Below are 23,345 nucleotides of genomic sequence, written 5' to 3'. Positions count from 1 at the left end.
CGCAGGGAGACCACGATGCCGAACGATCTACAGCACGACGACTACACGCCGCAGGAGCTGACCGGAGGCCGTTCATGACCGTCCTGCGCCTGGAGCACATCGGCATCGTCGTCGACGATCTCCCGGCGGCGACCGCGTACTTCACCGCCCTCGGGCTCGAACTGGAGGGCGAGGCGTCCGTCGAAGGCGGCTCGGTGGATCGCATCAACGGGCTCGAGGGCGTGCGGGCGGATGTCGTGATCCTGCGGACTCCGGATGGCAACGGCAAGGTCGAGCTGGCCAAGTACCGCTCGCCCGCATACGAGGGCGACGACGGCCCGGCGCCGGCCAACACCCCGGGCCTGCGCCACCTCCTCTTCGCCGTCGACGACATCGAGGCATCCCTCGCCGCCCTGCGAGCGCATGGCGGCGAGCTGGTCGGCGAGCTCGTGAACTACGAGAACAGCTACTGGCTCTGCTACGTGCGCGGCCCGGCCGGGATCATCGTCGAGCTGGCGGAGAAGATCAGCTGATGGGTGTTCCATTGTTTGGTCAGGAGCACGTCGACCGATACCGCGAAACCGACGGCGAGAACGGCCACGACTGGCAGGGAACCACCGTGTTGCTGCTCACCACCACCGGCCGCAACTCGGGTGTCGAGCGGACCACGCCGCTGATCTACCAGCGGCACGGAGACGCCTACCTCGTCGTGGCCTCCAACGGCGGCGGCGATCCCCCCGGCTGGTTTCTCAACCTTCAGGACGATCCGAGCGTGGCCGTGCAGGTCAAGGGCGACCACCACACCGCTCGCGCGCGGGTCGCCACGGCCGAGGAGAAGCCCGAGCTGTGGCGCATCATGAACGCGACCGGGACGCCCTACGACGAGTTCCAGGCCAACGCCGACCGCGAGATCCCGGTGGTGGTCCTCGAGCTGGGCTAGGCCGAATCGACGCTCAACTCCACGACGCCAAACGCGCTCGGCCCGGAACAAGCCGCACGGCTCCACACGCCGTTGGACGGCTGTTCAGACTCCCGGTCGGATCCGCGAAGCCGCCGTCGCGCATCGTCCGAGAACGCAGACGCGACCTCGTCGGTCAGCGAAGTCCATCGTCGTTCGACGAGCTTCTTGCGATGTCGCGCCTGCAGCCCTGTCGTGGTCGAACCGAAGTACGTGAAGGTGCTCTCGAAACAACGGCGTCTGCGCCAATCGCCCGACGAGCGCTATGCGTAATCCACTACGGGAGTTGCGATGCGATCTCGTCGAGCAACGCGGCCGGGTCGTCGGCCTCGACGATGCCCTCCCAGAAGTGGTCCCGAGGTGCCATCGCGTTGGTCTTCAGGCCGGTCGCGTTGACGAGAGCATCGCGGAACGGTTTCATCTCGCGCTTCGGCCCGGGACGGGCCGGAAGCCGGGCCTCGATCGCGGATGCCTGGTCCCAGACCCGCGCACCGTCGCGACCGATCGCGGCGCAACGTGCGGCGAACTGGATCATCCGCATCCGCGCGCGCCACGCGGCACGACCGATCCGGGCAGTGCTCGGAACCTGCGTCTGCTGGAAGGTCTCGACCGCGTGGCCCTGTTCCTGGTCCTCGTCAAGGCGGGCCCAATGTGCCAGCCGCTGCTCGATCCCGGGCCACGGCTCGCCATCCTCCGGCTCGATCTCGTTGACCCCGCACTCCTTCACGTAGAGCGCACGCGCATACTCCTGGATCTCGGCCCAGGCTTCGTCGCCCTCGACCTGGGGCACGAGACCGGCGAGGTCGTAGACCTGCCGCGGAAGCACGCCCTCGCGTCCGACATCGAGCCCCACGGGAGGGTCGGCCAGCGTCAGGAGCTTGAGCGCGACTTGGTACGGGACGCGGGGAACCCTTGCCCGGACTGGCTGCGGAAGAGCGAAATGCGGGCTGATGATCGTCTCGGACGGGGGCAGCTCCTTGATGTCCACGTGGAACTCGATCTTGAGTTGGTGCAAGCCGTTGAACGTCTCTGCGTAGACCGCCGGCGCGCTCATGTGGTACGTGCACAGCGGAAGTGGTCGCGCGCCCTCTGGCACGTAGAGCTCAGGCACGAAGTACGGGGCAAGCGGTGCGAATCGTTCGGCGAACGCCGCCATAAGCGCGTCGATCTCGGCCTCCGACGCATCCGTGAGGTAGTCGTTGTCACGGCTGCCGCGCTGGCTGGTGACCTCCATGCGGAGCGCAGCTGCGTTCCCGCCCATCAGTACGAGCGTGATCTCCAACTCGCCCGCGAGGTCCGTGAGCTGCTCGTTGATCTCGGCAAGCCAAGCCGCCGTCTCGATCGTGAGGTGATCCGCGCCTCTCGGGCGCGGGAGCCTTGACGGGTCGCTCTGCCAGTCGAGTTTGAACCGCCCTAGGTGGGGCGTCAGATCGAACGCACTCATGCGGTGTACCCGGCGCGCAGTGCGTGGAGCTCGCGCGAGTCGTCCGGCGTTGTGCCCTCGGTCGCGGCTCGTACCCGGTCGGCGTAGCCGAGCTGGGTCGCGTACCGCCTCAGAAAGCGCATATCGGCGCCTCGGTCCACGAGGATCCGGAGCAGCCTGCCGAGCTCGAACGGCTCGATGTTGATGACGCGCCGGCTCGACTCGCGCAGCGCATCCACCCAGGCCTTTTCCCGCGACGCAACGTGACCGTACACCGAGTAGCGCTCTGGGTCCGGCTGGCCGCGAAGGACGACAGTCTCGACGCTCTCCGGGACCCTTACGCCAGCTGCGATTTCCGCTCGCAGCACGACGAGATCGTTGGCCTCGAGCTCGAACTCGGTGCTCTCGAGCGCGAGCGGTTCGGCATAGACCAGATGCGATAGCCGGCGCATGTGCTGATGGGCATCCGGCGCGAGGAGATCGAACCCCGTCAGGTGCGCAGCCAGGCGCGCGGTCTCCAAAATCTCGACAAGCTTCATGGCCGAGCGGGACAATCCGAGATGCTGGCGAGCGAGCTGGTATTTGCCACGCGCACGCTCGACCACGATGCCGTCGCCGGCGAGTTGCTGGAGCTGGCGGCGCACGGTGTTGCGGTGCACGCCGAGCGCTGACGCGATGTCGGCCACCGTAGCCGTACCTCCACGTCGACGGAGCTCTTCGTACACACGCTCAGCTTCAGTGCGCTGTGCGGGCGCCATCACCTGTGCATCATAGTGCAGATCCACAGAACAACTGCGCAATACAGCGATTCTGCCCAACGCGGAATGACAGAATCGCGGCTGCACTCTGCGATTCTGCACTCCTCGAGGGCGCCCGGAGCCCTCGAGGAGCTGGGTCGGCCGCACGATGGGGCGGACCGGTTTGAAGAGCGGGACGATCTACCCCGCGCTGCACCGGCTGGAGGCCGAGGGCTGGCTGCGTAGCTGGAGCGAGGACGTCGACAGCTCGGCGGTCGGGCGCCCACCACGGCGGCTGTACGCGATCACGCCGACCGGGCTCGCCGCAGCCGAGGCGGCGCTGAAGCCCTTCCGCGAAGCGCCCAAACCCACGGCGAAGGTGAGGTTCGCATGACCGACTGGCTCGTCGCGCGGGCGTTGGCGCGACTCCCCCAGGACCTGCGAACCCGCTACGCCGCGGAGTGGCAGGCCACCGCGCGGCACTCACGGGGCTCGTCGCATTCCGATGGGCGCTCGGCCTGCAACGCGCGTCGGCGGAGCTGTGCCAGCAGACCGGCGTCAAGCGCCGATCGTCGCTCCCGCACTTCGCGCTCGACGGGCTCACGCTCGGCCTCGTGTACTGCGCGGCCTACATGGTGCGCTTCGGCGGTGACATCCCCAACGCCTACAAGGAGCTGCTCGTCCAGACGCTCCCGGTCGTGGTCCTCGGCGGGGTGGTGTGTCTCGCCGTGACCGCGAGCCCGATCAAAGGCGTCGGGCTGACGACGCTCGTGCTGATCGCCTACGTGACGATGCTGCAGCTCAGGTCGGCAGCGTGGCGGCGCGCTTCCACCTCCGTGCCACGGGCGTAGCCGCCCGGGTTGGGCGAAACCTCGGGGTGGGTCCCCGATTGCATGGCGCCGAACGGACCGGCACGATCGCCTGCGTGCCACGTTTCCTTGTCCTCGCCCTCGCGCTGGTGCTGCTGGTTCCGAGCCGCGCCGACGCGAAAGTGACGTGCAACTCGGGCAAGACGCTCTACGAGCACGCCCGCACGCGCGTCTTCACGCTGTACCAGCGGACCGAGTTCTACGCGTGCAGCGCCGTCCTGCGCCGCCCGCGACTCTTCGCCTACGGCAACGACGGGTCGCTGGACGACGTCTACGACTGGAAGCCGTACGGGCACAGGCTCTCGTTCATCCGCGAGTGGGTCGGCGGCGACAACCTCGGCTGGACGGCCGGCTGGGTCGACCTGCGCACCGGCGCGTCCGCCGAGGCGAGCATCCAGCCCGATCACGACATCCCGTTCGCCGAGACCGGGCAGGCGGTCGTGGTCGCGCCCGACGGCTCGGTCGCGATCCTCCAGCACGTGGAGAACTCGACCGCGCAAGTGATCGCCTACGCGCAGTTCGGCAAGCGCAAGTTCCACGAGGCGCACCTGCTGGCGACCGTGGACGCGGGCGATGTGGACGCGAAGTCGCTGGCCATCACCACCGGATCGGTGACCTGGACGACGACGTCGGGCGTCCCCGGCAGCGTCCCGATCATGCGATCGGGGTGATGTCTCGGGAGTCGGTGTGCGCGACGCTCCGTGCGCTTCGCGACCCGCTGCGCTGACGCGGATCCGGGCATGACCGCGTCCGCGACTGAAGGATCGACAAATGGCTGCCTCTGACGTCCCGCGTTCGGTCCTTCCGATCCCGCACCGAGCCCACGTGGGGTTGACGACTTACGACGCGAAGGACCCGGACACGTCGTACCCGCCGATCGAGCCGCTGCGGCCGCCGGCGGGTGCACCGAACGTGCTGGTGGTGATGCTCGACGACGCCGGGTTCGGGTCGTCGAGCGCGTTCGGCGGGCCGTGCGAGACGCCGACCTTCGAGCGCCTCGCGGACCAGGGGCTGCGGTTCAATCGCTTCCACACGACGGCGTTGTGCTCGCCGACCCGGCAGGCGCTGTTGACCGGCCGCAATCATCACGCGGTGGGGATGGGCGGGATCACCGAGATCGCGACGTCGGCGCCCGGTTACAGCTCGATCCTGCCCGATACGGCGTCGCCGCTGGCCGAGACGATGAAGCTCAACGGCTACAGCACCGCGCAGCTCGGCAAGTGCCACGAGGTGCCGGTGTGGGAGACGAGCCCCGCGGGCCCGTTCCGCCAGTGGCCGCTGGGGAGCGGGTTCGAGTACTTCTACGGCTTCGTCGGCGCCGAGACGAACCAGTACTACCCGGCACTGTATGACGGCGTGACGCCGGTGGAGCCGTCGAAGACGCCGGAGGAGGGCTACCACTTCACCGAGGACATGACCGACAAGGCGATCACCTGGATCGGTCAGCAGAAGTCCTTGATGCCGGACAAGCCGTTCTTCATGTACTTCGCGCCGGGCGCGACGCACGCGCCGCATCACGCCCCGCCGGAGTGGAGCGCGAAGTACAAGGGCCGCTTCGACGCCGGCTGGGACGCGATCCGCGAGCAGACGTTCGCGCGTCAGAAGGAACTGGGCGTGATCCCCGCGGACGCGGAGCTGACGGCCCGCCCGGACGAGATCAGCGCGTGGGACGACCTGCCCGCGGACCTCAAGCCGGTGCTGGCGCGTCAGATGGAGGTCTACGCGGGCTTCATGGAGCACACCGATCACCACATCGGCCGGCTCGTCGATTCGCTCGCCGAGCTCGGGATCCTCGAGGACACGCTCGTCTACGTGATCATCGGCGACAACGGCGCCAGCGGGGAAGGCACCCTGAACGGGACGTTCAACGAGATCATCTCGCTCAACGGCGCCGCGCAGCTGGAGACCACGGAGTTCATGGCGGCGCACATCGACGCCTTTGGAACGCCAGCGGCCTACAACCATTACGCGGTCGGCTGGGCACACGCGATGGACACGCCGTACCAGTGGACCAAGCAGGTCGCCTCGCACTTCGGCGGCACCCGCAACGGCGCGATCGTGCACTGGCCCAACGGCTTCCAGGCGCGCGGCGAGATCCGCTCGCAGTTTCACCACATCATCGACGTCGCCGCGACCGTCCTCGACGTCGCCGGCCTGCCGCAACCGACGTTCGTCAACGGCATCCAGCAGATGCCGCTGCACGGGGTGAGCATGGCCTACGCGTTCGACGACACCGCTGCGCCCGAAGCGCGCGAGACGCAGTACTTCGAGATGTTCTGCAACCGCGGCATCTACCACAAGGGCTGGACCGCGGTCACGCGCCACAGCGTCCCGTGGGAGTTTCACGACGCGCTGCCCGCGCTCGACGACGACGTCTGGGAGCTCTACGACACCAGCACCGACTGGACGCAGGCGCGCGACCTTGCCGCCGAGCGCCCGGACAAGCTCGCCGAGCTCCAACGCCTGTGGCTGATCGAGGCCGTCAAGTACAACGTGCTGCCGCTGGACGACCGGCGCATCGAACGGTTCAACTCCGACCTCGCCGGCCGCCCGGTGCTGGTCAAGGGCAACACGCAGATCCTTTATGGCGGCATGGGCCGCTTGAGCGAGAACTCGGTCTTGAACCTCAAGAACAAGTCCCACGCCGTCTCCGCGCAGGTCGAGATCCCCGATGGCGGTGGCCAGGGCGTGATCATCGCCCAGGGCGGCGCGTTCGCCGGCTGGTCGCTGTACCTGCACGAAGGCCGTCCCAAGTACTGCCACAACCTCGCCGGCCTCAATCGCTTCTACGTCGAAGCCGACACACCCATGCCCGCCGGCGAGCACCAACTGCGGATGGAGTTCGCCTACGACGGCGGCGGCCTCGCCAAAGGCGGCCTGGTGACCCTCTACGTCGACGGAGACAAGGTCGGCGAAGGCCGCGTCGAAGCGACCGTCCCGATGCTCTACTCCGGCGACGAGACCTGCGACCTGGGCCGCGACGTCGGCACCCCGGTCAGCGAGGACTACACCGGAACGACCAGCGCCTTCAACGGCAAGATCAAGTGGGTCCAGCTCGACGCCGGCCTCAACGACAACGACCACCTCATCACCGCAGAGGAACGCTTCCGCATCGCCATGGCCATCCAATAACGCGACGTCACCCTCCGCGACAAAGGTCAGATCGGGAGCGAATCCACCTTAAAGCCCGGCGCGGGCCGGTCGAGTATGGGACCGAGGCGACATGGAGTTGCCTCGAAGTCAGCCCTCCCACCCGATCAACAAGGAGTTGAATCATGGGCCTTCGTATTCAGAACAACGTCGAGGCGTTCAACACCCACCGTCAGCTGACGGCCACGGCGTCCGCCGCGTCGAAGTCGATGGAGAAGCTTTCCAGCGGCTACCGCATCAACCGCGCCGCCGATGACGCCGCGGGTCTCGCGATCTCCGAGAAGATGCGTGGTCAGATCGGCGGCCTCGCCCAGGCGCAGCGCAACGCCCAGGACGGCATCTCGCTGGTCCAGACGGCGGAAGGCGCGCTGACCGAGGTTCACTCGATGCTGCAGCGCATCCGTGACCTGAAGGTCCAGTCGCTCAACGACACGCTGGCGACCGAGGACAAGGACGCCATCGCCGCCGAGGTCAACCAGCTCGGCACCGAAATCACGGCCATCAGCTCCGACACGGCCTTCAACGGCACCAAGCTGCTGAACTCCACGAACGCCCTGAGCTTCCAGGTCGGCGCCAACGACGGCGAGACCATCGCCGCCAGCGCGGTCGACCTGGCCGGCGGCTCCGCGGTCGCCGTCGTCCTCGCCGCCTCCGACACCACGACGCTCGCGGCCATCGGCGTCTCCGACATCGACGCCGCCATCAACGACGTCTCGACCGGCCGCGCCGCCTTCGGCGCCGTGCAGAACCGCCTCGAGCATCGCCTGAACAACCTGGCCACCTACCAGGAGAACCTCACCGCCTCCGAGTCGCGTATCCGCGACGTGGACATGGCGGAGGAGATGACCAAGTTCACGAAGCTCAACATCCTGCAGCAGGCCGGCACGAGCATGCTCGCGCAGGCCAACCAGGCCCCGCAAGGCGTTCTCTCCCTGCTCCGCTAGCGCTTGCACCCGGGGGAGTTTGATGTCCCACACAACAAATAGACCTTTACCGTGCCGCTCCGCGCTTCGGTGCAGGCGCCACAGGGCATTCCCCAAAGGAAAACCTGGAGCTGAATCATGAAGCTCTCATTTATCTAGGCGAGCAACAAACGTCGAGAAGTCCTTGACACTTGGAATTCTCGGGAGTTAGGCTCGGCGGCGTCTCGACGCACGAATGCGTCAGGTCAATGCGCCCTGGGTCGCGAGGAGAGCCATGTCCATGAGGGAATCGAGCCGTCGGCAGTGGCCGTCGGCGTTGCCGGCTGCCGTCGTCGGATCCGTACTGAGCTTGGCGGTCGTCTCGCCCGCGCTGGCAGCCGACACGGTGGCGCCGGTCGTGGCGCCGGCGGCGTTCTCGGCGCCGCCGAACGGCAATAGCAACTGGCGCATCACGGCGCCGCAGACGCTGACCCTGTCGGCGACCGACGACGTCGCGGTGTCGAAGTTCCAGTATTCGCTCGACGGTGGCGCGACCTATGTCGACGTCCCGGTCACGGCGGGTCCGGCGGCGACGGCCAGCGTGCCGCTGTCGCAGGAGGGCAACACATCGGTGCGCTACCGCGCGGTCGACAGTTCGGGCAACCTCTCCCGCGGCGCGACCACGAACACGACCTTGAATCAGGCCTCGACCGCGGGCGCGACCGCGGTCCGCCTGACGAGCACGACGGGCCGCGGTGCGGGCGATTCGCTCCTCATCGACACCGGCGCCGGCCAGGAGACCGCGACGATCGCGACGATCGTCACCCCCGCCCCCGCCGCCCCCGCTCCCAACGTGACGCTGACGGCGCCGCTGGCCAACGCGCACGCCGCGAACGCCACGGTCGCCGGCACGGCGTTCTACAACACGATCACGTTGCAGATCGACACCAAGGCCCCGATCGCGATCTGGGGCCCGACGCCGACCACGCTGCAGCCGAACAACGCGACGACGGGCGCTCCGGCGGCCGCCGCCGGCGACACGCAGATCCGCCTCGCGAGCCTGACGGGCCGCGCCGCCGGCGACACGCTCCAGCTCGACCGCGGTGCCAACGCGGAGACCGTGAAGATCGCCAGCGTCGTCAGCCCCGCGCCGGCGGCTCCGGCGCCGAACGTCGTGCTGACGAGCGCGCTGACCAAGAATCACCTCAACGGCGTCTCGGTGTACGTCCCGCAGGTGGTGGACGGCAAGATCCTCCAGTCGCAGACCCTGACGCCGACCTTCGCCGATCCGCGCCTGGCTGACCCGACCGACACCGTCACCAACGGCGCCGGCGGCTCGGCGCCGCGGCTGATGACGCTCGACGGCACGCAGGTCATCCCGAAGGCGGTGGCCCTGAACACGCTGACCGTCGGCAAGCACACCGAGACGGTCTCGCTCCAGGACAGCGCCGGCAACGCGTCGAAGTACACGAACACGTTCGCGGTCACGACCTCGTTCGCCGACCTCTCGACCGTGATCGACCAGCTCGCGAACAACGCGCTGACGACCACGCTCAACGGCGCGACGGCCGTGGGCGCGACCGGCCTCCGGCTGGCGACCCCGTGGGGCTTCCGTCCCGGCCAGCAGCTCGTGATCGACTCGGGCGCCAACCAGGAGACCGTGACGGTCTCCAAGGCGCTCAGCCCGCCGCCGACCGTCTCGACGACGCTCACCGCGCCGGCGTCCGCCGGTGCGAACGCGGTCCGCATCGCCTCCTACTCGTCGGAGGTGCTCCCGGGCGGCGCGCAGCCGCCGAGCAACAACGGCCCGGTCGTCGGCCAGCCGATCGTGCTCGACACGGGCGCCAACCAGGAGGTCGTCACCGTCGCCAAGCACATCTCGCCGCTGCCCGCGGCGCCGGCGCCGAACGTCATCCTCAGCGCGCCGCTGGCCCATGACCACGCGTCCGGGACGGCGACGAACCTCAACAACGTCATCCTCGCCACGCCGCTCACCAAGGCGCATGCGACAGGCGTCACCATTTCCAACCCGCGTCCGATCATCACTGCCGCCAAGCAGACCGAACTGCAAGGGCTGCTCGCTGACGCCAAGACCAAGTCCGACGGCGGCGACACCGCGGGGGCGATCACCTCGCTGCAGTCGTTCGTCACGGCCGCCGGCGGCAACGCGGTCCTGTCGTCCGCCGGCTCCGCGCTGCGTTCACAGCTGCAGGGCACCGCGGTCGACACGTCCGGCACCGGCGTGACGGTCGGGACCCCCGAGCCCGGCGTCCAGGCGATCCGGTTCTTCTACAACCCGGTCGTGCCCGTCTCCATTCCCAACGCGAAGTACAAGGTCCTCATCACGGGCCGCGCCGGCGGCTACCGGCACGAGTCGATCGTCGACTTCGAGTGGATGATCCAGCAGCTCGGCGCCCAGAACGGCTTCGACATCGACATCTGGGATCCGGCCATCGGCACCTCACCGGGCCGCAACGCTCCGGCCGGCGTGTCGCTGACGACCAGCCCGTTCCTGGACCCGGCGAAGCTCGCGCAGTACAAGACGATCGTCTTCGACTCGACGGTCGGGCTGAGCGGTACGTCGACCGTCAACGGGACGGAGTTCGCCAACCTGCAGCAGTACATCCGCAACGGTGGCGGCTTCGTGTCGATCCATGGCGCGACCGACTCGCTGGAGAACAACCCGTGGTACATGGACCTCAACGGCGCGGGCTTCACCAACCACGGCAGCAACTCCAACGGCGGCATCCTGGTGGACACCGGGGCCGGCGGCAGCGTCGAGTACACGACCGCCGATCCCGCGCACGCGTCGATGGCGCAGGTGCCCAACCGGTTCTTCAGCGTCGACGAGCTCTACAACACCAACCGCAACCCGGTTGAGATGGGGATCGTGCACCCGCTGCAGTACGAGAACGAGGACTCGGTCATCAACCAGATCGGCTACAGCCCCGGGCCGCTGATGAACAGTGACGTGCACCCGATGACGTGGTGCCGCAACTTCGAGGGTGCCCGCTCCTACACCACGGTGCTCGGCCACAACTGGCAGTACGCCAACGAGAAGTGGTTCCAGTCGATGATCCTCAACGCCATCCAGTGGACGAGCGGCCAGACGTACGACAACTGCGTCACGTTCAACGAGGTCAAGGACATGCTGGCGGCCGCGGTCGCGGGCGGCGGCGTCAACGCCGCCGGCAACACCGCGCTCAGCGCTTCGCTCGCCAGCGCCGACGCCGCGCACCGCGCGGGTGACGACGCGGGTGCGGCGACGTTCGCCAAGCAGTTCGTCGCCCAGGCCAAGAACGTGGCCAACGTCGGCAGCGACGGTGGCAAGGCCCTGCTCGACATCCAGTCCAAGGGCGTCGAGCTCGTCAACTGGATGACCGGCAACGAGGTCGCGCCGCCGGCGCCGGCCTACACGAACGACCAGCCGGGCACCGTCGGCGGCGCCGTGCCGGCCACGCTCGCGCTGACCCTCGGCGCACCGGCCACGTTCGGGGCGTTCACCCCCGGCGTCGCCAAGGACTACACGGCCGCCACCACGGCGACCGTGGTCTCCACCGCCGGCGACGCGACCCTCTCGGTCGCCGACCCGAGCGCCACCGCGACGGGCAAGCTCGTCAACGGTACCTACTCGCTTCCGCAGACGCTGCAGGCCAGCGGCGGCGGGGCGTTCGCGCCCGTGGGCGGCTCCGCGGCTCCGACCGCGCTGAAGTCGTGGTCTGCGCCGACCTCCAACGAGTCGGTCCCGGTCACGTTCAAGCAGTCGATCGGCGCCAACGACGCGCTGCGCACCGGCAGCTACAGCAAGACCCTGACGTTCACGCTGTCGACCACGACTCCGTGATCTGAGTCGAGTCGCGCCGCCGCCAGCAACACGGCGGCGGCGCGACTCAGTCATCCCGGTGCCGTCGTCAGAGCCCGGTCACCGCTTCGATTCGCCCAGAGGCGATGGCCGCGCTGAACGCGGCGAAGTCGCGCTCGTTCTGGTCGGCGTAGGCCTCGGCGAACGTCGCCAGTGCGCGGTCGAACGTGTCGGCGGCACCGAGGTAGGAGGCGATCGCGACCGCGTCGCCTGAGCGTGCGTGCGCGTGCGCCAGCGTCCAGCCGCACATCTCCGCGTACGCCGTCAGCGCGGCGGGTTCCATCGTCTCGACGATCGCCGATCCCTTGCCGTCCCACAGCTGCCGGAAGTAGAACTCGTGATCGACGCCCTCAGCGTCCGTCGAGCGCGTCCAGCCGAGCATGATGTCGCTGGCCGACTGCATCAGCCGCTGTCCCTCGACCACGCGCTGGCCGCTGTGTCCGAATCTGCTGGCGCCGAGATAGGGCTCCAGCACCGACGCCTCGGCCTCCTTGAGTTGCAAGAACAACGGGTCGCTCTCGTCGCGCCCGAGCAAGAGGACGATCCAGGCGCGCGTGCCGACGCTGCCGACACCGACGACCTTGCGGGCGGAGTGCGCGTACTCGAATCCCTCGAGCAGATGGCGGCGGTCGTTCTGCATCGAGCGGCGGTACGAGCGCAGCACACTGCGGACCGTGTTCTCGACTGCCACGGACTCGCCCTCGAGCTCCTCGAGCGGCACGATCAGCGGCGGGTCGCTGATGATCCGGACGCGGCCATCCACGACGTGGGTGAGCTTGTCCGAAGCTCGGAGGCTGTCCTTCGTGCGTGCCTTGGCGACGTTGCGCTCGAAGCGCTTGACCTGCTTCGCGCTGACATCCGATGACCAGCGCGCGGCCAGCTGCTCGATGTCCAGCCGGGCATACCAGACATCCAGCCGTCGCATCTCCGCGAACTCGCGCACCGCGACACGGTATGACCGCACCGCGGCCAGGATGGACTGCTGTCGTTGCTTGGCGTCGAAGCCGCGGTCGCGCCCGGCGACCGCGAAGCTCGCAGCGAGGCGCTTGACATCCCATTCGAACGGGCCGGGCAGCGTCTCGTCGAAGTCGTTGAGGCCGAAGATCAGGCGCCGATCGGGAGCCGCGAACGCTCCGAAGTTCGAGAGATGCGCGTCGCCGCACAGCTGCGTGTGCAGTGCCGTGCGCGGCGACCCAGCCAGGTCGGCGGCCATCAGGCCGGCGGTGCCGCGATAGAACGTGAACGCCGACACCAGCATGCGCCCATGCCTGATCGGAACGAGGTCCCGAACCCTGGTCTGCTCCTCCTCCAAGAGCAGCTCGATCGGATCGCGCCGGTCCGCCGGCGGCTCCCACACCGCATGCGAAGAGCGCGGGACCTCAGCGCGCGCGGCCTTTCCCGCGGCCGCACGCTCGGCCTTCGAAGGATGCGCCACGCGGCGAGGCGGCCTGGACGGACCTCGCGCGGCACCTGCGTCGCCGTTGGCGCTGCTGTCTGCGGTTGCGGTGCTCACCGAGCGTCTCCTTGCCATTGCGGCGAAACCTCCTGACATCGCTATTGCTATCCGCTGTCCCTCAGGCCCGCATCACCCACTCAGGACGAGATCGCAGCCTCGAATCATCCCCAACGGGTGACGCCTGGGTCGCTGCGGCGTGTTGGAGTCCAGCCGGTCGCACGACCAAAGGGGGCACAGATGGAGATCTTCGAGGTAGAGCAGAAAGAGCGAGTCGGGCGCGAGGAGGCCGCGGCGCGGCTGCACCGTCTCGCTGACATGCTCGCGCGTCACAACGACATCGAGTTCGACCGCGGCGGCATGCGCTTCAAGGTGAAGGTCCCTGACGAGCTCGACCTCAAGCTCGAACTCGAGGTCGGCGACGACGGGTGCGAGTTCGAGATCGAGTTGAGCTGGTAGCCCCTATCGGACCTGCCCGGCCCGTCCCGCGGCGATGGCGACCGCTTCGCGCCAAGTGGCGAGCATGCTGTCCGGAATCCTTGTCGAGGGCGATGCACCGGGGTGCGCGCGGGCGATCCGCACCCGGAGCACACCCGGGCGGATGGCGAACCGGAGCGGGGCTTCGAGCATCAGCGCCTCACCGTCGATGCCCGCCGCGATCGGCCCGTCGGAGCGGACCTCGAACTCCGGCGCCGTCCATTCACGCCATGGCCTCTGCAGGCGCCGTCGCCCACCGCGCCCTCGAGGTGCGCCGGCAACGGTGATCCCGAGCAGGCCGTCGTCGATGCGCGGGCGGGTGCCCGACCCGACCGCCCTGCCGAGCCGGTAGCGGTTGTTGGAGACGAGGATCGCGGCACCGGCGGAATGCTCGCTCCCGCTCGGCCCGGTCCAGCGCAGGTCGAGCCCGGTGCCCTCAGGTCCCAGGACCTCGGGCAGCGCGCCCAGGATGGTTCTGAGCTTCGCCTCGCGATACCCGTCACGCTGGACGGCGTCCGCGTATAGGCCGAGTGAGACGTTATTGACGAACACGCGGCCGTTGACCTCGGCGAGGTCGACGCGTCTCTCGCCGCCACTCACGAACGCGTCGAGCGCGCCGACCACATCGTTGCGATCGACGCCGAGGTCGAGCGCGAAGTGGTTGCGAGTGCCGGCCGGGATGCACGCATAGGGCAGCCCACACTCAGCCGCGATCGCGGCCACGATCGCCTGCGACCCGTCGCCGCCGGCCATCGCCAGCGCATCGGCGCCGCCGGCGACGGCGTCGCGTACAAGCTGTTCGAGGTCCCACGGCGGGCCGAGCTCGATCGGTTCGATGCCCCGCGCGCGAGCTTCGTCGGCGAGCTTGAACCGCTCCGCCTTGCCGCCGCCGGACTTCGGGTTGAAGAAGAGCACCGGCCGCGCCGGGTCGGGTGCGCTGGGCAGCGACAGGTGAATCGAGAAGAGCGCCTTGGCGGTGGCGAAGGTCGCGAACGCCGCGACCACGATCAAGACCAGCTCGAGCACACCGGAGTCGACGATCACCAGCACGACGGCCGCGACCGCGAGCGCCCCAGCGGCGATCAGCGCCGCGACCCGCCGAGCATCCGTGCGCAGCAGCCCAAACCACGCGCTGCCGGCCGCGGCGATCAACAGCACCGCCAGGATCAGGCCGCGCGGGAAGTTGGCGACCGCCGCGTACACGGCGGCCGCACACGTGACCGCCGCGAGGACGATCGCCAACCCCGCGAGGAGCCGCAGCTTCACGCGCTGCTGTCCGTTCTGACGCTCGAAGCGATCCGCGGAGGCTTTGCGTCAGCCTCTCTGCTGGCTCTCGAGCTCGATCGCGAGCACCTCCCCGATCTTGGCGATCGCGGACGCCACCCGCGGCGTGCCGATGATCGGCGCGACCGCGGCGAGAATGCCGCTCACCACGTCGGCGTCGAGTCCGACGTTGCCCGCCGCCTCGAGGTTCATCGCGTACGAGATCGCCGGTGCGTCGACTGCGGCGAGCGCGGCGATGCGCGCCACCATCAGCACTTGCGGACTCAGGCTCGAAGCAGCGACCGATTCTGCGGTCATGCTGGCGACCAGGTCGAGAACCGGAGTATCGCTGGTTGGATCGGCCACGGCGCATCCTTTCGTGAAACGTCGGTCATCGTGAGCTACCTGCCGAGCCTATGCGCGGCCCGTCGCCTTTCTCGTCATCCCGAAGGGATGAATCGGAGCTCGCCGGGTCACGCGGGTTCCGGGTGATCGGGCTTCGCCCTGCGGCGGGGACGCACGGTCAGGGCGAGCAGTGGGCCTGCGGCCAGCAGTGCGGCGAGTGCTGCGTAGCCGGTCGCCAGCGTCGAGGCGGTCGCGACACCGGCAACCAGCAACGGTCCTCCGGCGTCACCGAGCTCGCGGCCCAATTCGGCGGAGCCCATCGTCTGTCCCATGCGCTCCTCCGGCGTCGACGCTGCCAGTGCGGCGAACCCAAGTGGGGTGATGAGCCCGGTGCCGATGCCGATCAACGCGGCGGCGAGCAGCACCCCCGCCACACCCGGAAGCGTCGCCGCCGCGAGCCCGGTGGCGGTGATCAGCAGGCCCGAGAGCAGGCCGGTGCGGGTGCTCAAGCGCCGCTCGTCCAGGGCGCGGCCGGCTCTGGGCTGGACGATCGCGGCGCTGGCGGCGAGGACCGAGACGGCGGCGCCCGTGGCCACGCTGCCGAGCCCGGCGGCGGCGCCGGAGACGGGCAGGAATCCCACGCCCACGGACAGCGCCGCGGTGGCCGCGGCGAGCGCGGCGGTCGGGACGAGGAAGGACCGGTGCGACAGCCGGTGGGCGAGGTCAAGCAGCGTCTGGCGCCTGCGCGGCAGCGGCGGAACCGCCGGCACGACCAACGCCGCCGACACGGCGACCGCGGCGGCGCAGATGGCCATCACCGTGAACAGCAGGCGGAAGCCGCCCGCCCACACGAACACGCCGCCCAGCAGCGGACCGAGCGTGTAGCCGATCGACTTGTAGAAGCCGTAGCTGCCGAATGCTCGCCCGCGACCGGCGGCCGGATTGAGACGAGCGACCATCGAAGAGGCCGACGGCGAGAAAGCGGATGCCGCCGCGCCCTGGCCGAGCCGGGCCGCCCACAACCAGCCTGGGCGGTCCGCCACCGCGTACAGCGCCGACGCACCGGCGAACGCGATCAGTCCTCCGAGGAGAACCGGCTTCGCGCCGACGCGGTCGGCGAGGGTGCCGAAAACGGGCTTGAGGACCACTTCGGCCCCGTCATAGAGCGCGAGCAGCCCGCCGAGGACGAGCAGTGAGGTGACCGTGTCCTCGGAAAGGCCGCCGAGGTTGGCGGCGATCCCGTGCGCGCCGAACGCGGTGGTGAACCCGGCCGCGTACAACGGCCACATCGGCCTCCGCAAACTGTCACCCCGCACGCCGCACGCCGCCATCCGGCGGCAGAGCCTAATCGGCGTCTTCGGCCTCGCCATGTTCAGCGTCCGAATCGGCGGACTTCTTCTGCTGGCCGGGCGGGACCTTGGCTTTCTCCTCCTGCCCGGGGGAAGCGTTGGCCCTGTCCTGCTGCCCGGGCGGAGCCTTCGTCGCTTCGGATTCGTCGTGCTGCTCGGACGCCTTGCGCTCTTCCTTCGCGGCGTCCTTCTGGTCGTCGTCACGGTCAGCTTGGACGTGATTCTCGGGGGCCGGCGTCACCTGTTCGTCATCGTCGCGTGGCTCGAGGGGCTGGGTCTCGGGCTTCGTCGGCGCCGGCGCCGGCGTTTGAACCGCGACCTGCCGTGGCCTGGATCGGCGCGGCGTGCGTGTCGTCGACCGCGCGCTGGCCGGCGTTGCCTTGGCCTTCGCCGGTTTCGCGTCGGGCCCGCGGGTCGCCGTCGGCGTTGCGTTCGCCGGCTGTGGGGTGCTCGCCACGACCGGGAGGACCGCAGTCGGCCGGTGGGGCGGCTTGGCCTTCGCCGGCGCGAGCGTCTCGGCGGTCGGCGTCCGCACGGGTTCGCGCGCGTGCTGCATCTCGACGGCGAGCGTCGTTCCGCTGCCCGCGATCGCGATGCACGCGAGGAGCTTGGCCGCCGTGGCGCCGCCGCCGAGGATCTGGGCGAGCAGCGCCGCGGCGCCGCCGACCGGCAGCGGCGGAGCGAGCGCGCGCAGCGCCTTCGGGCGCGTCTCGACGTCGGCCTTGAAGCGCCGGCAGTCCGTGCATTCGCGCAAGTGACCGCGGACGCCGCGCCCGCGCAGGACGCGGCCATCGCCGTCGGAGAGCATGCTGCGGATGTCGTGGCAGGCCATCTCGCGCCCCTCGCGGAAGCTGAAGAGCGCGGAGCGCGCTTCGAAGATCGCTTGCTTGACCGCGCCGGGCGAGAGCTCGAGCACGACGCCGATCTCGGCGTGGCTGAGGCCATTGAGCTCGCGCAGTATCAGTGCCGCGCGCTGGCGCTCGGGTAGGTCGGCGAGGTCGAGCTGCAGCAGCCGCAGCTCCTCGCGGTCCGCTACACGGTCCTCCAGGTCGCCGGGCGCCGGCTGCTCGTCGAGCTCGTCGGTCTCGCGCCGCCTGCGCAGGATCGTGATCGCCTCGTTGTGGGCGATCCGGAATAGCCACGGGCGCAGCTCGAAGTCCCTCTGCTCGTCCTGAAGCGCCGCGAACGCGCGCATCATGGTGCTCTGCAGCGCGTCCTGGGCGTCCTCGTCGTGGCGCAGGATCGAGCGGCAGTAGCGATACAACGCCTGGTGATGGCGCGCGTAGATCGCGGCGAAAGCGGGCCCGTCCCCACGCGCCGCGCGCAAGCGCAGAGTGCCCTCGCGTCTGATCCGGAGCGTGGCCGGGACCGCAGTCATCTCACACCGCTACGCAACGCGCGACCTCTCACAAGGTGGGTAGTACCCCACGTTCGCTGCTTACGAGCACACAGCCGCTCGCTCGACTCGTCGACCCGTAAGGTCTCGGCGCCGTCGCGTGGGTATCTGCGTCCGTAGAAGAGGGACAGGATTCCCGATCCGCGCGCTCATCCGGGTGGGCAGACTCTCGTGTCGACGTGATTGGTGCGAGTGTTCAGCGACGACGAGCAGGCAGTGTGGTGATCGTCGACCTGCCGCGTGGAGGCAGCGTCCTGCAGCGAGTAACCCTCGGGGCGCGGGTCAGCGCGCGTCTGCGCGTCGCCGCGCTCGACCGGGCGCTGGCCGGGGGCGCCGTCCCGGAGTCCGATGTCGCGCTGACGCTGCACGCGCGCCGGCTCATCTCGCCGACCGCGCGCCGGCAGCTCGCGCGCACGCTGCGGGGCATCGTCGAAAGCGCACGACGGCCGTCCCAGCCGCCGGCCCGATGGCCAGGCGCCCAGGTCGCGCGGGCCGGCGCAGAGCTCCTTGCGCTGGCGGAGCGCCTCGAGCGGCCCGAAGCGGTGGACGCTCGCGGCGTCGCGCGCGTGCGTGTGCTGCTCGGCGACGGCGGCGGGCCGCTGCACGTCAACCGTGACGCACATGGTCTGGTTCGGGCCGCGCGCGAGGTCGTCGCCGCGCTCGAGCCCGAGGCGGGCCAGGGCGATTCACGCCACGGCCCTTGACGCGCGCCCGGCGCACACGAGCACCAGCGGCGACGCAGCAGCTCGCCCTACTCGGTCAGATCAGCCTCGGCCAACACGTGTGTCGGCCGAAGCCGGACCAGCAACTCACCCTCGGCGGCGTTGCGCGCCCCGAACTCCTCGGCTCGCTCGTGTCCCATGTAGCGCCTGCCTATCCGGGTCGCGACGCGGCGCAGTTCCTCAAGGTCGGAGCTCAACTCGACCGGACCCTCGACCATGACGAAGCTGAATGGGGGCGTCTGGTCATCGACGCACAAGCATGCGTACCGATCACGATGGAGCGTTGCGCCCTTGACCGAGGTCGCGGCGGTGGTGAACACGACGTCCTCGCCGTCGAGCACGAACCACACCGGCACAACATGCGGCCTGCCGTCCTTGCGCGTGGTGGCGACCTTGGCCGTACGCGTGCCGTCCATGACGAACGCGCGCCATTCCTGCTCGGTCATCTTGCGCATCGTGTCAGGGGACAGTGTCGAACAGCGTCAGCGCGAAGCCGCGATCTTCGGGTTGACCGGCGACATTCGCGGTGAACACTCGGACGGCACCGTTCTGGGTATCGGCGCGCACGACGCCGAACTGGTCACCGATGATCGTGACCTGCGGCAGCGCGTCCCCGGAGGCGGTGAAGCCCGGGAAGGTAACGGTGTACTGGCCCGTACCCGTCCTGCTCACGGTCGGTGTGCTGCCGCGGCGGTTGATCGCGGCCGTGAGGCGCCCGTCGGCCTCGACGTGGACTCCGCCGACCGAGACGCCGCCCGCGATGTCCGAGGCGCTCTTGCCGTCCACCTGGTCGGCGTTCAGGCCGGTCGCCACGCCTGTCGCGTTGGTTGTGAACGGCTTCGCCTTCGAGTTGGCCGTCTTGCCATCGCCGACCAAGATCTGCCCGACCACGTCGCCTGCGCCGACGAACTCGAACGCGAAGCCCTCGGCCAGGTTCGACGCGCGCAGGCAGGGCGCCGAGCCAGACGCCGTGCCGCCCGCCGCGCCTCGGCAGCCGTAGATCGCGCCGCCGCCGGCCTTGGAGCCGGTTTGCGTGTTGGACTGGCGCGTCACGTAGCCGCCCTTGCTGCCCGTCGTCGCGTTGAACGCGCCGATGATCTCGGTCTCTTTGCCCGTCGTGCCGTTGCGCACTTCGGCGCGGATCGGATCGCCCGCCGCCACTGCCGCGGCGTTGGCGCTCACCCGGTCATTCGGCTTTGCGCCCGCCAGCGGGACCGCCGCCAGCACTAGCAGCGTCGTACCCGCCGCGATCAGCCTTGCTCTTGCCATGGTGCCTCCTCAGGACGACGCGTACTAGTACGTCAAGGCTTCGCAAGTCCCTCCGGGCGGGAGGATTTTGGTGCCCAACTGAGGATTGGCGAGGATGAGCGGTGTCACAGACCAGCGTGTCGCCCGGTCTTTGCGTTGTGTGGTCCTCAATGACTGACCCGAGCGTCAACGCCGGGCGCGGTCGCCTCGCCGAGCTGCTGGCGACGCGTGGCGGGCGGGCGGAGCCCGAGGCGCCGTTCGTGATCGAGCATCGCGAGGCGCTCGTCTACATGCTCTGCCAGGCCGCCGAGCTCGAGCACGGGATCATGTGCCAATACCTGTTCGCGGCGTTCTCGCTCAAGCAGCGCGCGGACGAAGGGCTCACGCCGGAGGAGCTGGAAGCGGTCATCCGCTGGCGGCGCACGATCGCGCACGTCGCCGCCGAGGAGATGCTGCACCTCGCGCTCGTGCAGAACGTCCTCGCCGCGATCGGTGCCGCGCCGCATCTCACGCGGCCGAACCTGCCCGCGCCCGCGCGCCACTATCCCGCCGGCGTGAACCTCGCGCTGGTGCCGTTCGGCGAGCCGGCGCTCCAGCACTTCATGTTCCTCGAGCGACCCGAGGGCATGGCGCTCGAAGGCGCCCAAGGCATCGACGCGCCCCTGCGCGAAGCCGTGCCGCTACCGGCCGAAGGCGACATCGTCCCCCAGCTGCAGGACTTCGCGACCGTCGGGCACCTGTATCGCTCGATCGAGCACGGGCTGGCCCGCCTCGCGGAGAAGTTCGGCGAGCGCCACCTGTTCGTCGGACCGCCACGCGCGCAGGCGACGAGCGCGGACTTCCAGTGGCCCGAGCTCGTCGCCGTGACCGACCTCGCGTCGGCCCAGCAAGCGCTCGACACGATCCTCGAGCAGGGCGAGGGGGCGCGCGGGCATTGGGAAGCCGCGCACTTCGGCGAGTTCGTCCGGATCCTCGAGGAGTACCGCGCGATGCTCGAGGCCAATCCCGCGTTCGACCCGGTCCGGCCGGTGCAGTTCGCGACCGTGCGCCGCAGCGAACACGACGACTCGATCCCGCTCATCGGCGATCGCACGACGGCGCGCTGCACGGATCTGTTCAACGTCAGTTACGAGATCCTCCTGCAGATCCTGGAGCGTTACTTCGCCCACACGGAAGAGACCGACGCGCAACTCGGGACGCTGGCCAACGCGGCGGTGACCCTGATGGCCGGCGTGCTCAAACCGCTCGGCGACCTGATCACCACGCTGCCGGTCGGACCGGAGCACCCGGGCCGCACCGCCGGGCCGAGCTTCGAGCTCTTCTACGAGGACGACGACCTCCTGCCGCACCGCGAGTCCGCCTGGGTGCTGCTCGAAGAACGCGTGCGCGAGGCCGCGAGCTTCTGCAGCGCCGTCGCGGACGGCGCGCCGGCCGACGTCGCGAACGCACTCGGACCGGCCGAGCGCGCGCTGACCGCCGTGGCGGACTCACTCTCCAGGCACTTCGCCGACTGGGGCGCGACGAGCCGCTTCGCCACCGACGGCGACGGGACGGCCGCAATCACGACAAAGGACAAGCCGATGCTGTTCGAGGAAGACATCAAGCCACTGTTTCGAGAGCGCGACCGCAACGCGATGCGCTACGCCTTCGACCTCTGGTCGCCCGACGACGTCTCGGCCCATGCCGACGCCATCCTCGCCCGGCTCGACGCCGGGACGATGCCGTGCGACGGCGCCTGGCCCGCCGAGCACGTCGCCGCCTTCCGACGCTGGATCGACGCCGGCAAACCCACGTGATGCCGCTGCGCTAAACGGCGGGCTCGTCGATGAAGCGCAACAGTTCGGCGACGCTGCAGTCGAAGGTCTCGCGAGCTTGCGAGGGGTCGCCGAGATGTCCGGCTGTCGTCGCCCCGTCGCGGAGCATCACGTAGCGACCGGCCGCGAGGTCCGGGTGTGGGTGCCCGGCGGAGGCGAACGCGTTGCGGACGAGGTCATGAAACCACGCGCGGTGGGTGAGGACGGCGCGCATGATCGGCCCTTCCGGATCCTCGAACTCCGAGGCTGCGTTGATGAACGCACAGCCACGAAAGCCGGGTTCGAGGAGCTGCGCGGTGATGTTGTTCCCGATCAACCTGAGCATGTCGCCGGGATCTTTGGCGGCCTCTCGCGCGGCTGCGGCGCGGGCGCTGAAGTCGTCGTGGACGCGTTGGAGATAGGCGAGAACCAGGTCCTGCTTGCTGGGGAAATGGCGGTAGAAGGTGGCCAAGGTCACGCCCGCCTCCTCGATGATCCGGGCGACGCCGACGGTGTTGATGCCCTCGGCGTAGAAGATCCGCGCGGCCGCCTCCAGCAGGCGCTCGCGGGCCGCTGAGTCCTTCGCTGGTGGGAGGTCGGCGATCCGCATCGTCGTCTGACTATAGACGAAGAGAGAGAACGCTCGCTCTTGACGGTTTCTGAGAGTTGTGCTTCGCTTGGAGAGAACGAGCGCTCTCTCTTCTCAAGGCGCCGTCACAACCCAACTTCACCCACGACCAAGAAGGACCGTGGCCATGTCTGCTTTCCCTGCCGCTGACCCGGTAGCGCCCGACGCCTCGCGATCGCGGGATTCCCCGCGGCGGATCGCGATCGTGCGTGCCCTGCTCGCTCTCGTGTGGGCGGCAGCGCTCGTGATCGCTGTCGGCGACGAGGTGCCGACCACCAGCTCCGATGTGCCGACCGGGGCCGCCGTCCTGCTGGCCTCCTACCCCGCGATCGATGTCGTCGCCTCGATCGCCGGCGCGCTCCGCACCGACGCGTCCGCACGCGTGCTTCGCATCAACGCCGCGATCAGCGCGCTCGCGGTCGCCGCGATCGGCGCAGCGGCCTTCGGCTCCGACGCCGGCGCGACGCTGGCAGCCTTCGGCGCCTGGGCGGCCGTGTCCGGCGCGATCCAGCTCGGCGTCGCCGTCCACCTCCGTCGCACGGAGGGCCGCCAGCTCCCGATGATCGTGAGCGGCGGGCTGTCAACGATCGCCGGCCTCAGCTTCATCGCGTCCTCGGGTTCGCACGACGCCCACCTCGCCGGCGTCGCCGGCTACATGGCGCTCGGCGCCGTGCTGTTCCTGCTCTGGGCCTACCGCAGCCGGACGGCGCCGCAAGCCGCCCGGTAGCCGCCAAGCCGACGGTCGTGCTCGCGCGCGGCGCGTTCGCAGACTTCCAGCGGTGATCCCGGCA

Annotated in this window: 22 protein-coding genes; 12 read left to right on the top strand and 10 right to left on the bottom strand. The window is 69.4% G+C overall.

The features are described 5' to 3' along the window. The first annotated feature begins 74 nt into the window (after window positions 1-74). Window positions 75-512 carry a VOC family protein gene (locus tag OM076_RS10925; protein WP_270039847.1) on the top strand — a complete coding sequence of 146 codons (438 nt, stop codon included), beginning with the start codon at window positions 75-77 and terminating at the stop codon, window positions 510-512. Further along, the gene (locus OM076_RS10920) at window positions 512-919 is read left to right on the top strand and encodes a nitroreductase family deazaflavin-dependent oxidoreductase (protein WP_270039845.1); all 408 of its coding nucleotides are present in this window, start codon (window positions 512-514) and stop codon (window positions 917-919) included. Before OM076_RS10925 ends, OM076_RS10920 begins: the two co-directional genes overlap by 1 nt. A 295-nt stretch (window positions 920-1,214) precedes the next feature. Here OM076_RS10920 and OM076_RS10915 read toward each other — a convergent pair whose 3' ends face one another. Together OM076_RS10915 and OM076_RS10910 are read right to left on the bottom strand one after the other, a co-directional pair. Continuing rightward, window positions 1,215-2,171 carry a hypothetical protein gene (locus tag OM076_RS10915; RefSeq protein WP_270039843.1) on the bottom strand — a complete coding sequence of 319 codons (957 nt, stop codon included), beginning with the start codon at window positions 2,169-2,171 and terminating at the stop codon, window positions 1,215-1,217. Between the two features lie 206 nt (window positions 2,172-2,377). Further along, entirely contained in the window at window positions 2,378-3,118 is a 741-nt protein-coding gene (locus OM076_RS10910) for a helix-turn-helix domain-containing protein (protein ID WP_270039999.1), read from the bottom strand. 163 nt (window positions 3,119-3,281) lie between these two features. Here OM076_RS10910 and OM076_RS10905 point away from each other — a divergent pair, with 163 nt between their 5' ends. The 6 genes from OM076_RS10905 to OM076_RS10880 all read left to right on the top strand — a co-directional run bounded on the left by OM076_RS10905 (window position 3,282) and on the right by OM076_RS10880 (window position 11,862). Next, window positions 3,282-3,491 (top strand): PadR family transcriptional regulator, encoded by a 210-nt coding sequence (locus OM076_RS10905; RefSeq protein ID WP_270039842.1) that lies wholly within the window; start codon window positions 3,282-3,284, stop codon window positions 3,489-3,491. A gap of 67 nt (window positions 3,492-3,558) precedes the next feature. After that, window positions 3,559-3,948, top strand: coding sequence for a hypothetical protein (locus tag OM076_RS10900; protein WP_270039840.1), 390 nt, complete (start codon window positions 3,559-3,561; stop codon window positions 3,946-3,948). A gap of 74 nt (window positions 3,949-4,022) precedes the next feature. Further along, window positions 4,023-4,637 (top strand): hypothetical protein, encoded by a 615-nt coding sequence (locus OM076_RS10895; protein ID WP_270039838.1) that lies wholly within the window; start codon window positions 4,023-4,025, stop codon window positions 4,635-4,637. Between the two features lie 100 nt (window positions 4,638-4,737). Next, the gene (locus tag OM076_RS10890) at window positions 4,738-7,098 is read left to right on the top strand and encodes an arylsulfatase (protein WP_270039835.1); all 2,361 of its coding nucleotides are present in this window, start codon (window positions 4,738-4,740) and stop codon (window positions 7,096-7,098) included. Between the two features lie 143 nt (window positions 7,099-7,241). Further along, window positions 7,242-8,060, top strand: a complete 819-nt coding sequence (locus tag OM076_RS10885) for a flagellin N-terminal helical domain-containing protein (RefSeq protein WP_270039833.1) — start codon at window positions 7,242-7,244, stop codon at window positions 8,058-8,060. Between the two features lie 259 nt (window positions 8,061-8,319). After that, a complete protein-coding gene (locus OM076_RS10880; RefSeq protein ID WP_270039831.1) occupies window positions 8,320-11,862 on the top strand; it encodes a ThuA domain-containing protein in 3,543 nt (1,180 codons plus the stop codon). 67 nt (window positions 11,863-11,929) lie between these two features. On the opposite strand, the gene OM076_RS10875 is transcribed toward OM076_RS10880, so the two are convergent. After that, window positions 11,930-13,315, bottom strand: a complete 1,386-nt coding sequence (locus OM076_RS10875) for a DUF2252 domain-containing protein (protein ID WP_270039830.1) — start codon at window positions 13,313-13,315, stop codon at window positions 11,930-11,932. 258 nt (window positions 13,316-13,573) lie between these two features. On the opposite strand from OM076_RS10875, the gene OM076_RS10870 reads away from it, so the two are divergent. Beyond that, the gene (locus OM076_RS10870) at window positions 13,574-13,792 is read left to right on the top strand and encodes an amphi-Trp domain-containing protein (protein WP_270039827.1); all 219 of its coding nucleotides are present in this window, start codon (window positions 13,574-13,576) and stop codon (window positions 13,790-13,792) included. Window positions 13,793-13,795: 3 nt separating this feature from the next. Here OM076_RS10870 and OM076_RS10865 read toward each other — a convergent pair whose 3' ends face one another. The 4 genes from OM076_RS10865 to OM076_RS10850 form a co-directional block, all read right to left on the bottom strand. After that, window positions 13,796-15,076 (bottom strand): diacylglycerol/lipid kinase family protein, encoded by a 1,281-nt coding sequence (locus tag OM076_RS10865; protein ID WP_270039824.1) that lies wholly within the window; start codon window positions 15,074-15,076, stop codon window positions 13,796-13,798. Window positions 15,077-15,124: 48 nt separating this feature from the next. Beyond that, complete coding sequence (locus OM076_RS10860) at window positions 15,125-15,391, bottom strand: hypothetical protein (RefSeq protein ID WP_270039822.1); 267 nt, start codon at window positions 15,389-15,391, stop codon at window positions 15,125-15,127. 155 nt (window positions 15,392-15,546) lie between these two features. Then, window positions 15,547-16,707: an MFS transporter gene (locus OM076_RS10855; RefSeq protein WP_270039821.1), complete on the bottom strand. Its 1,161-nt coding sequence runs from the start codon at window positions 16,705-16,707 to the stop codon at window positions 15,547-15,549. 55 nt (window positions 16,708-16,762) lie between these two features. Next, window positions 16,763-18,145: a sigma-70 family RNA polymerase sigma factor gene (locus OM076_RS10850; RefSeq protein ID WP_270039820.1), complete on the bottom strand. Its 1,383-nt coding sequence runs from the start codon at window positions 18,143-18,145 to the stop codon at window positions 16,763-16,765. A 239-nt stretch (window positions 18,146-18,384) separates the two neighbouring features. Between OM076_RS10850 and OM076_RS10845 the strand changes: the two genes are divergently transcribed. Continuing rightward, window positions 18,385-18,867 carry a hypothetical protein gene (locus tag OM076_RS10845; RefSeq protein ID WP_270039819.1) on the top strand — a complete coding sequence of 161 codons (483 nt, stop codon included), beginning with the start codon at window positions 18,385-18,387 and terminating at the stop codon, window positions 18,865-18,867. 47 nt (window positions 18,868-18,914) lie between these two features. On the opposite strand, the gene OM076_RS10840 is transcribed toward OM076_RS10845, so the two are convergent. Then, window positions 18,915-19,340: a PPOX class F420-dependent oxidoreductase gene (locus tag OM076_RS10840; protein WP_372518025.1), complete on the bottom strand. Its 426-nt coding sequence runs from the start codon at window positions 19,338-19,340 to the stop codon at window positions 18,915-18,917. Between the two features lie 4 nt (window positions 19,341-19,344). After that, window positions 19,345-20,112: a hypothetical protein gene (locus OM076_RS10835; protein WP_270039817.1), complete on the bottom strand. Its 768-nt coding sequence runs from the start codon at window positions 20,110-20,112 to the stop codon at window positions 19,345-19,347. A 191-nt stretch (window positions 20,113-20,303) separates the two neighbouring features. On the opposite strand from OM076_RS10835, the gene OM076_RS10830 reads away from it, so the two are divergent. Beyond that, window positions 20,304-21,929 (top strand): ferritin-like domain-containing protein, encoded by a 1,626-nt coding sequence (locus OM076_RS10830; protein ID WP_270039814.1) that lies wholly within the window; start codon window positions 20,304-20,306, stop codon window positions 21,927-21,929. 10 nt (window positions 21,930-21,939) lie between these two features. On the opposite strand, the gene OM076_RS10825 is transcribed toward OM076_RS10830, so the two are convergent. Beyond that, window positions 21,940-22,536 (bottom strand): TetR/AcrR family transcriptional regulator, encoded by a 597-nt coding sequence (locus OM076_RS10825; RefSeq protein WP_270039812.1) that lies wholly within the window; start codon window positions 22,534-22,536, stop codon window positions 21,940-21,942. Between the two features lie 223 nt (window positions 22,537-22,759). Here OM076_RS10825 and OM076_RS10820 point away from each other — a divergent pair, with 223 nt between their 5' ends. Further along, the gene (locus tag OM076_RS10820) at window positions 22,760-23,281 is read left to right on the top strand and encodes a hypothetical protein (RefSeq protein ID WP_270039810.1); all 522 of its coding nucleotides are present in this window, start codon (window positions 22,760-22,762) and stop codon (window positions 23,279-23,281) included. Window positions 23,282-23,345 lie beyond the last annotated feature (64 nt).

It is taken from the genome of Solirubrobacter ginsenosidimutans, from assembly GCF_027587205.1.
This window is presented reverse-complemented; position numbering and strand designations above follow the sequence as displayed.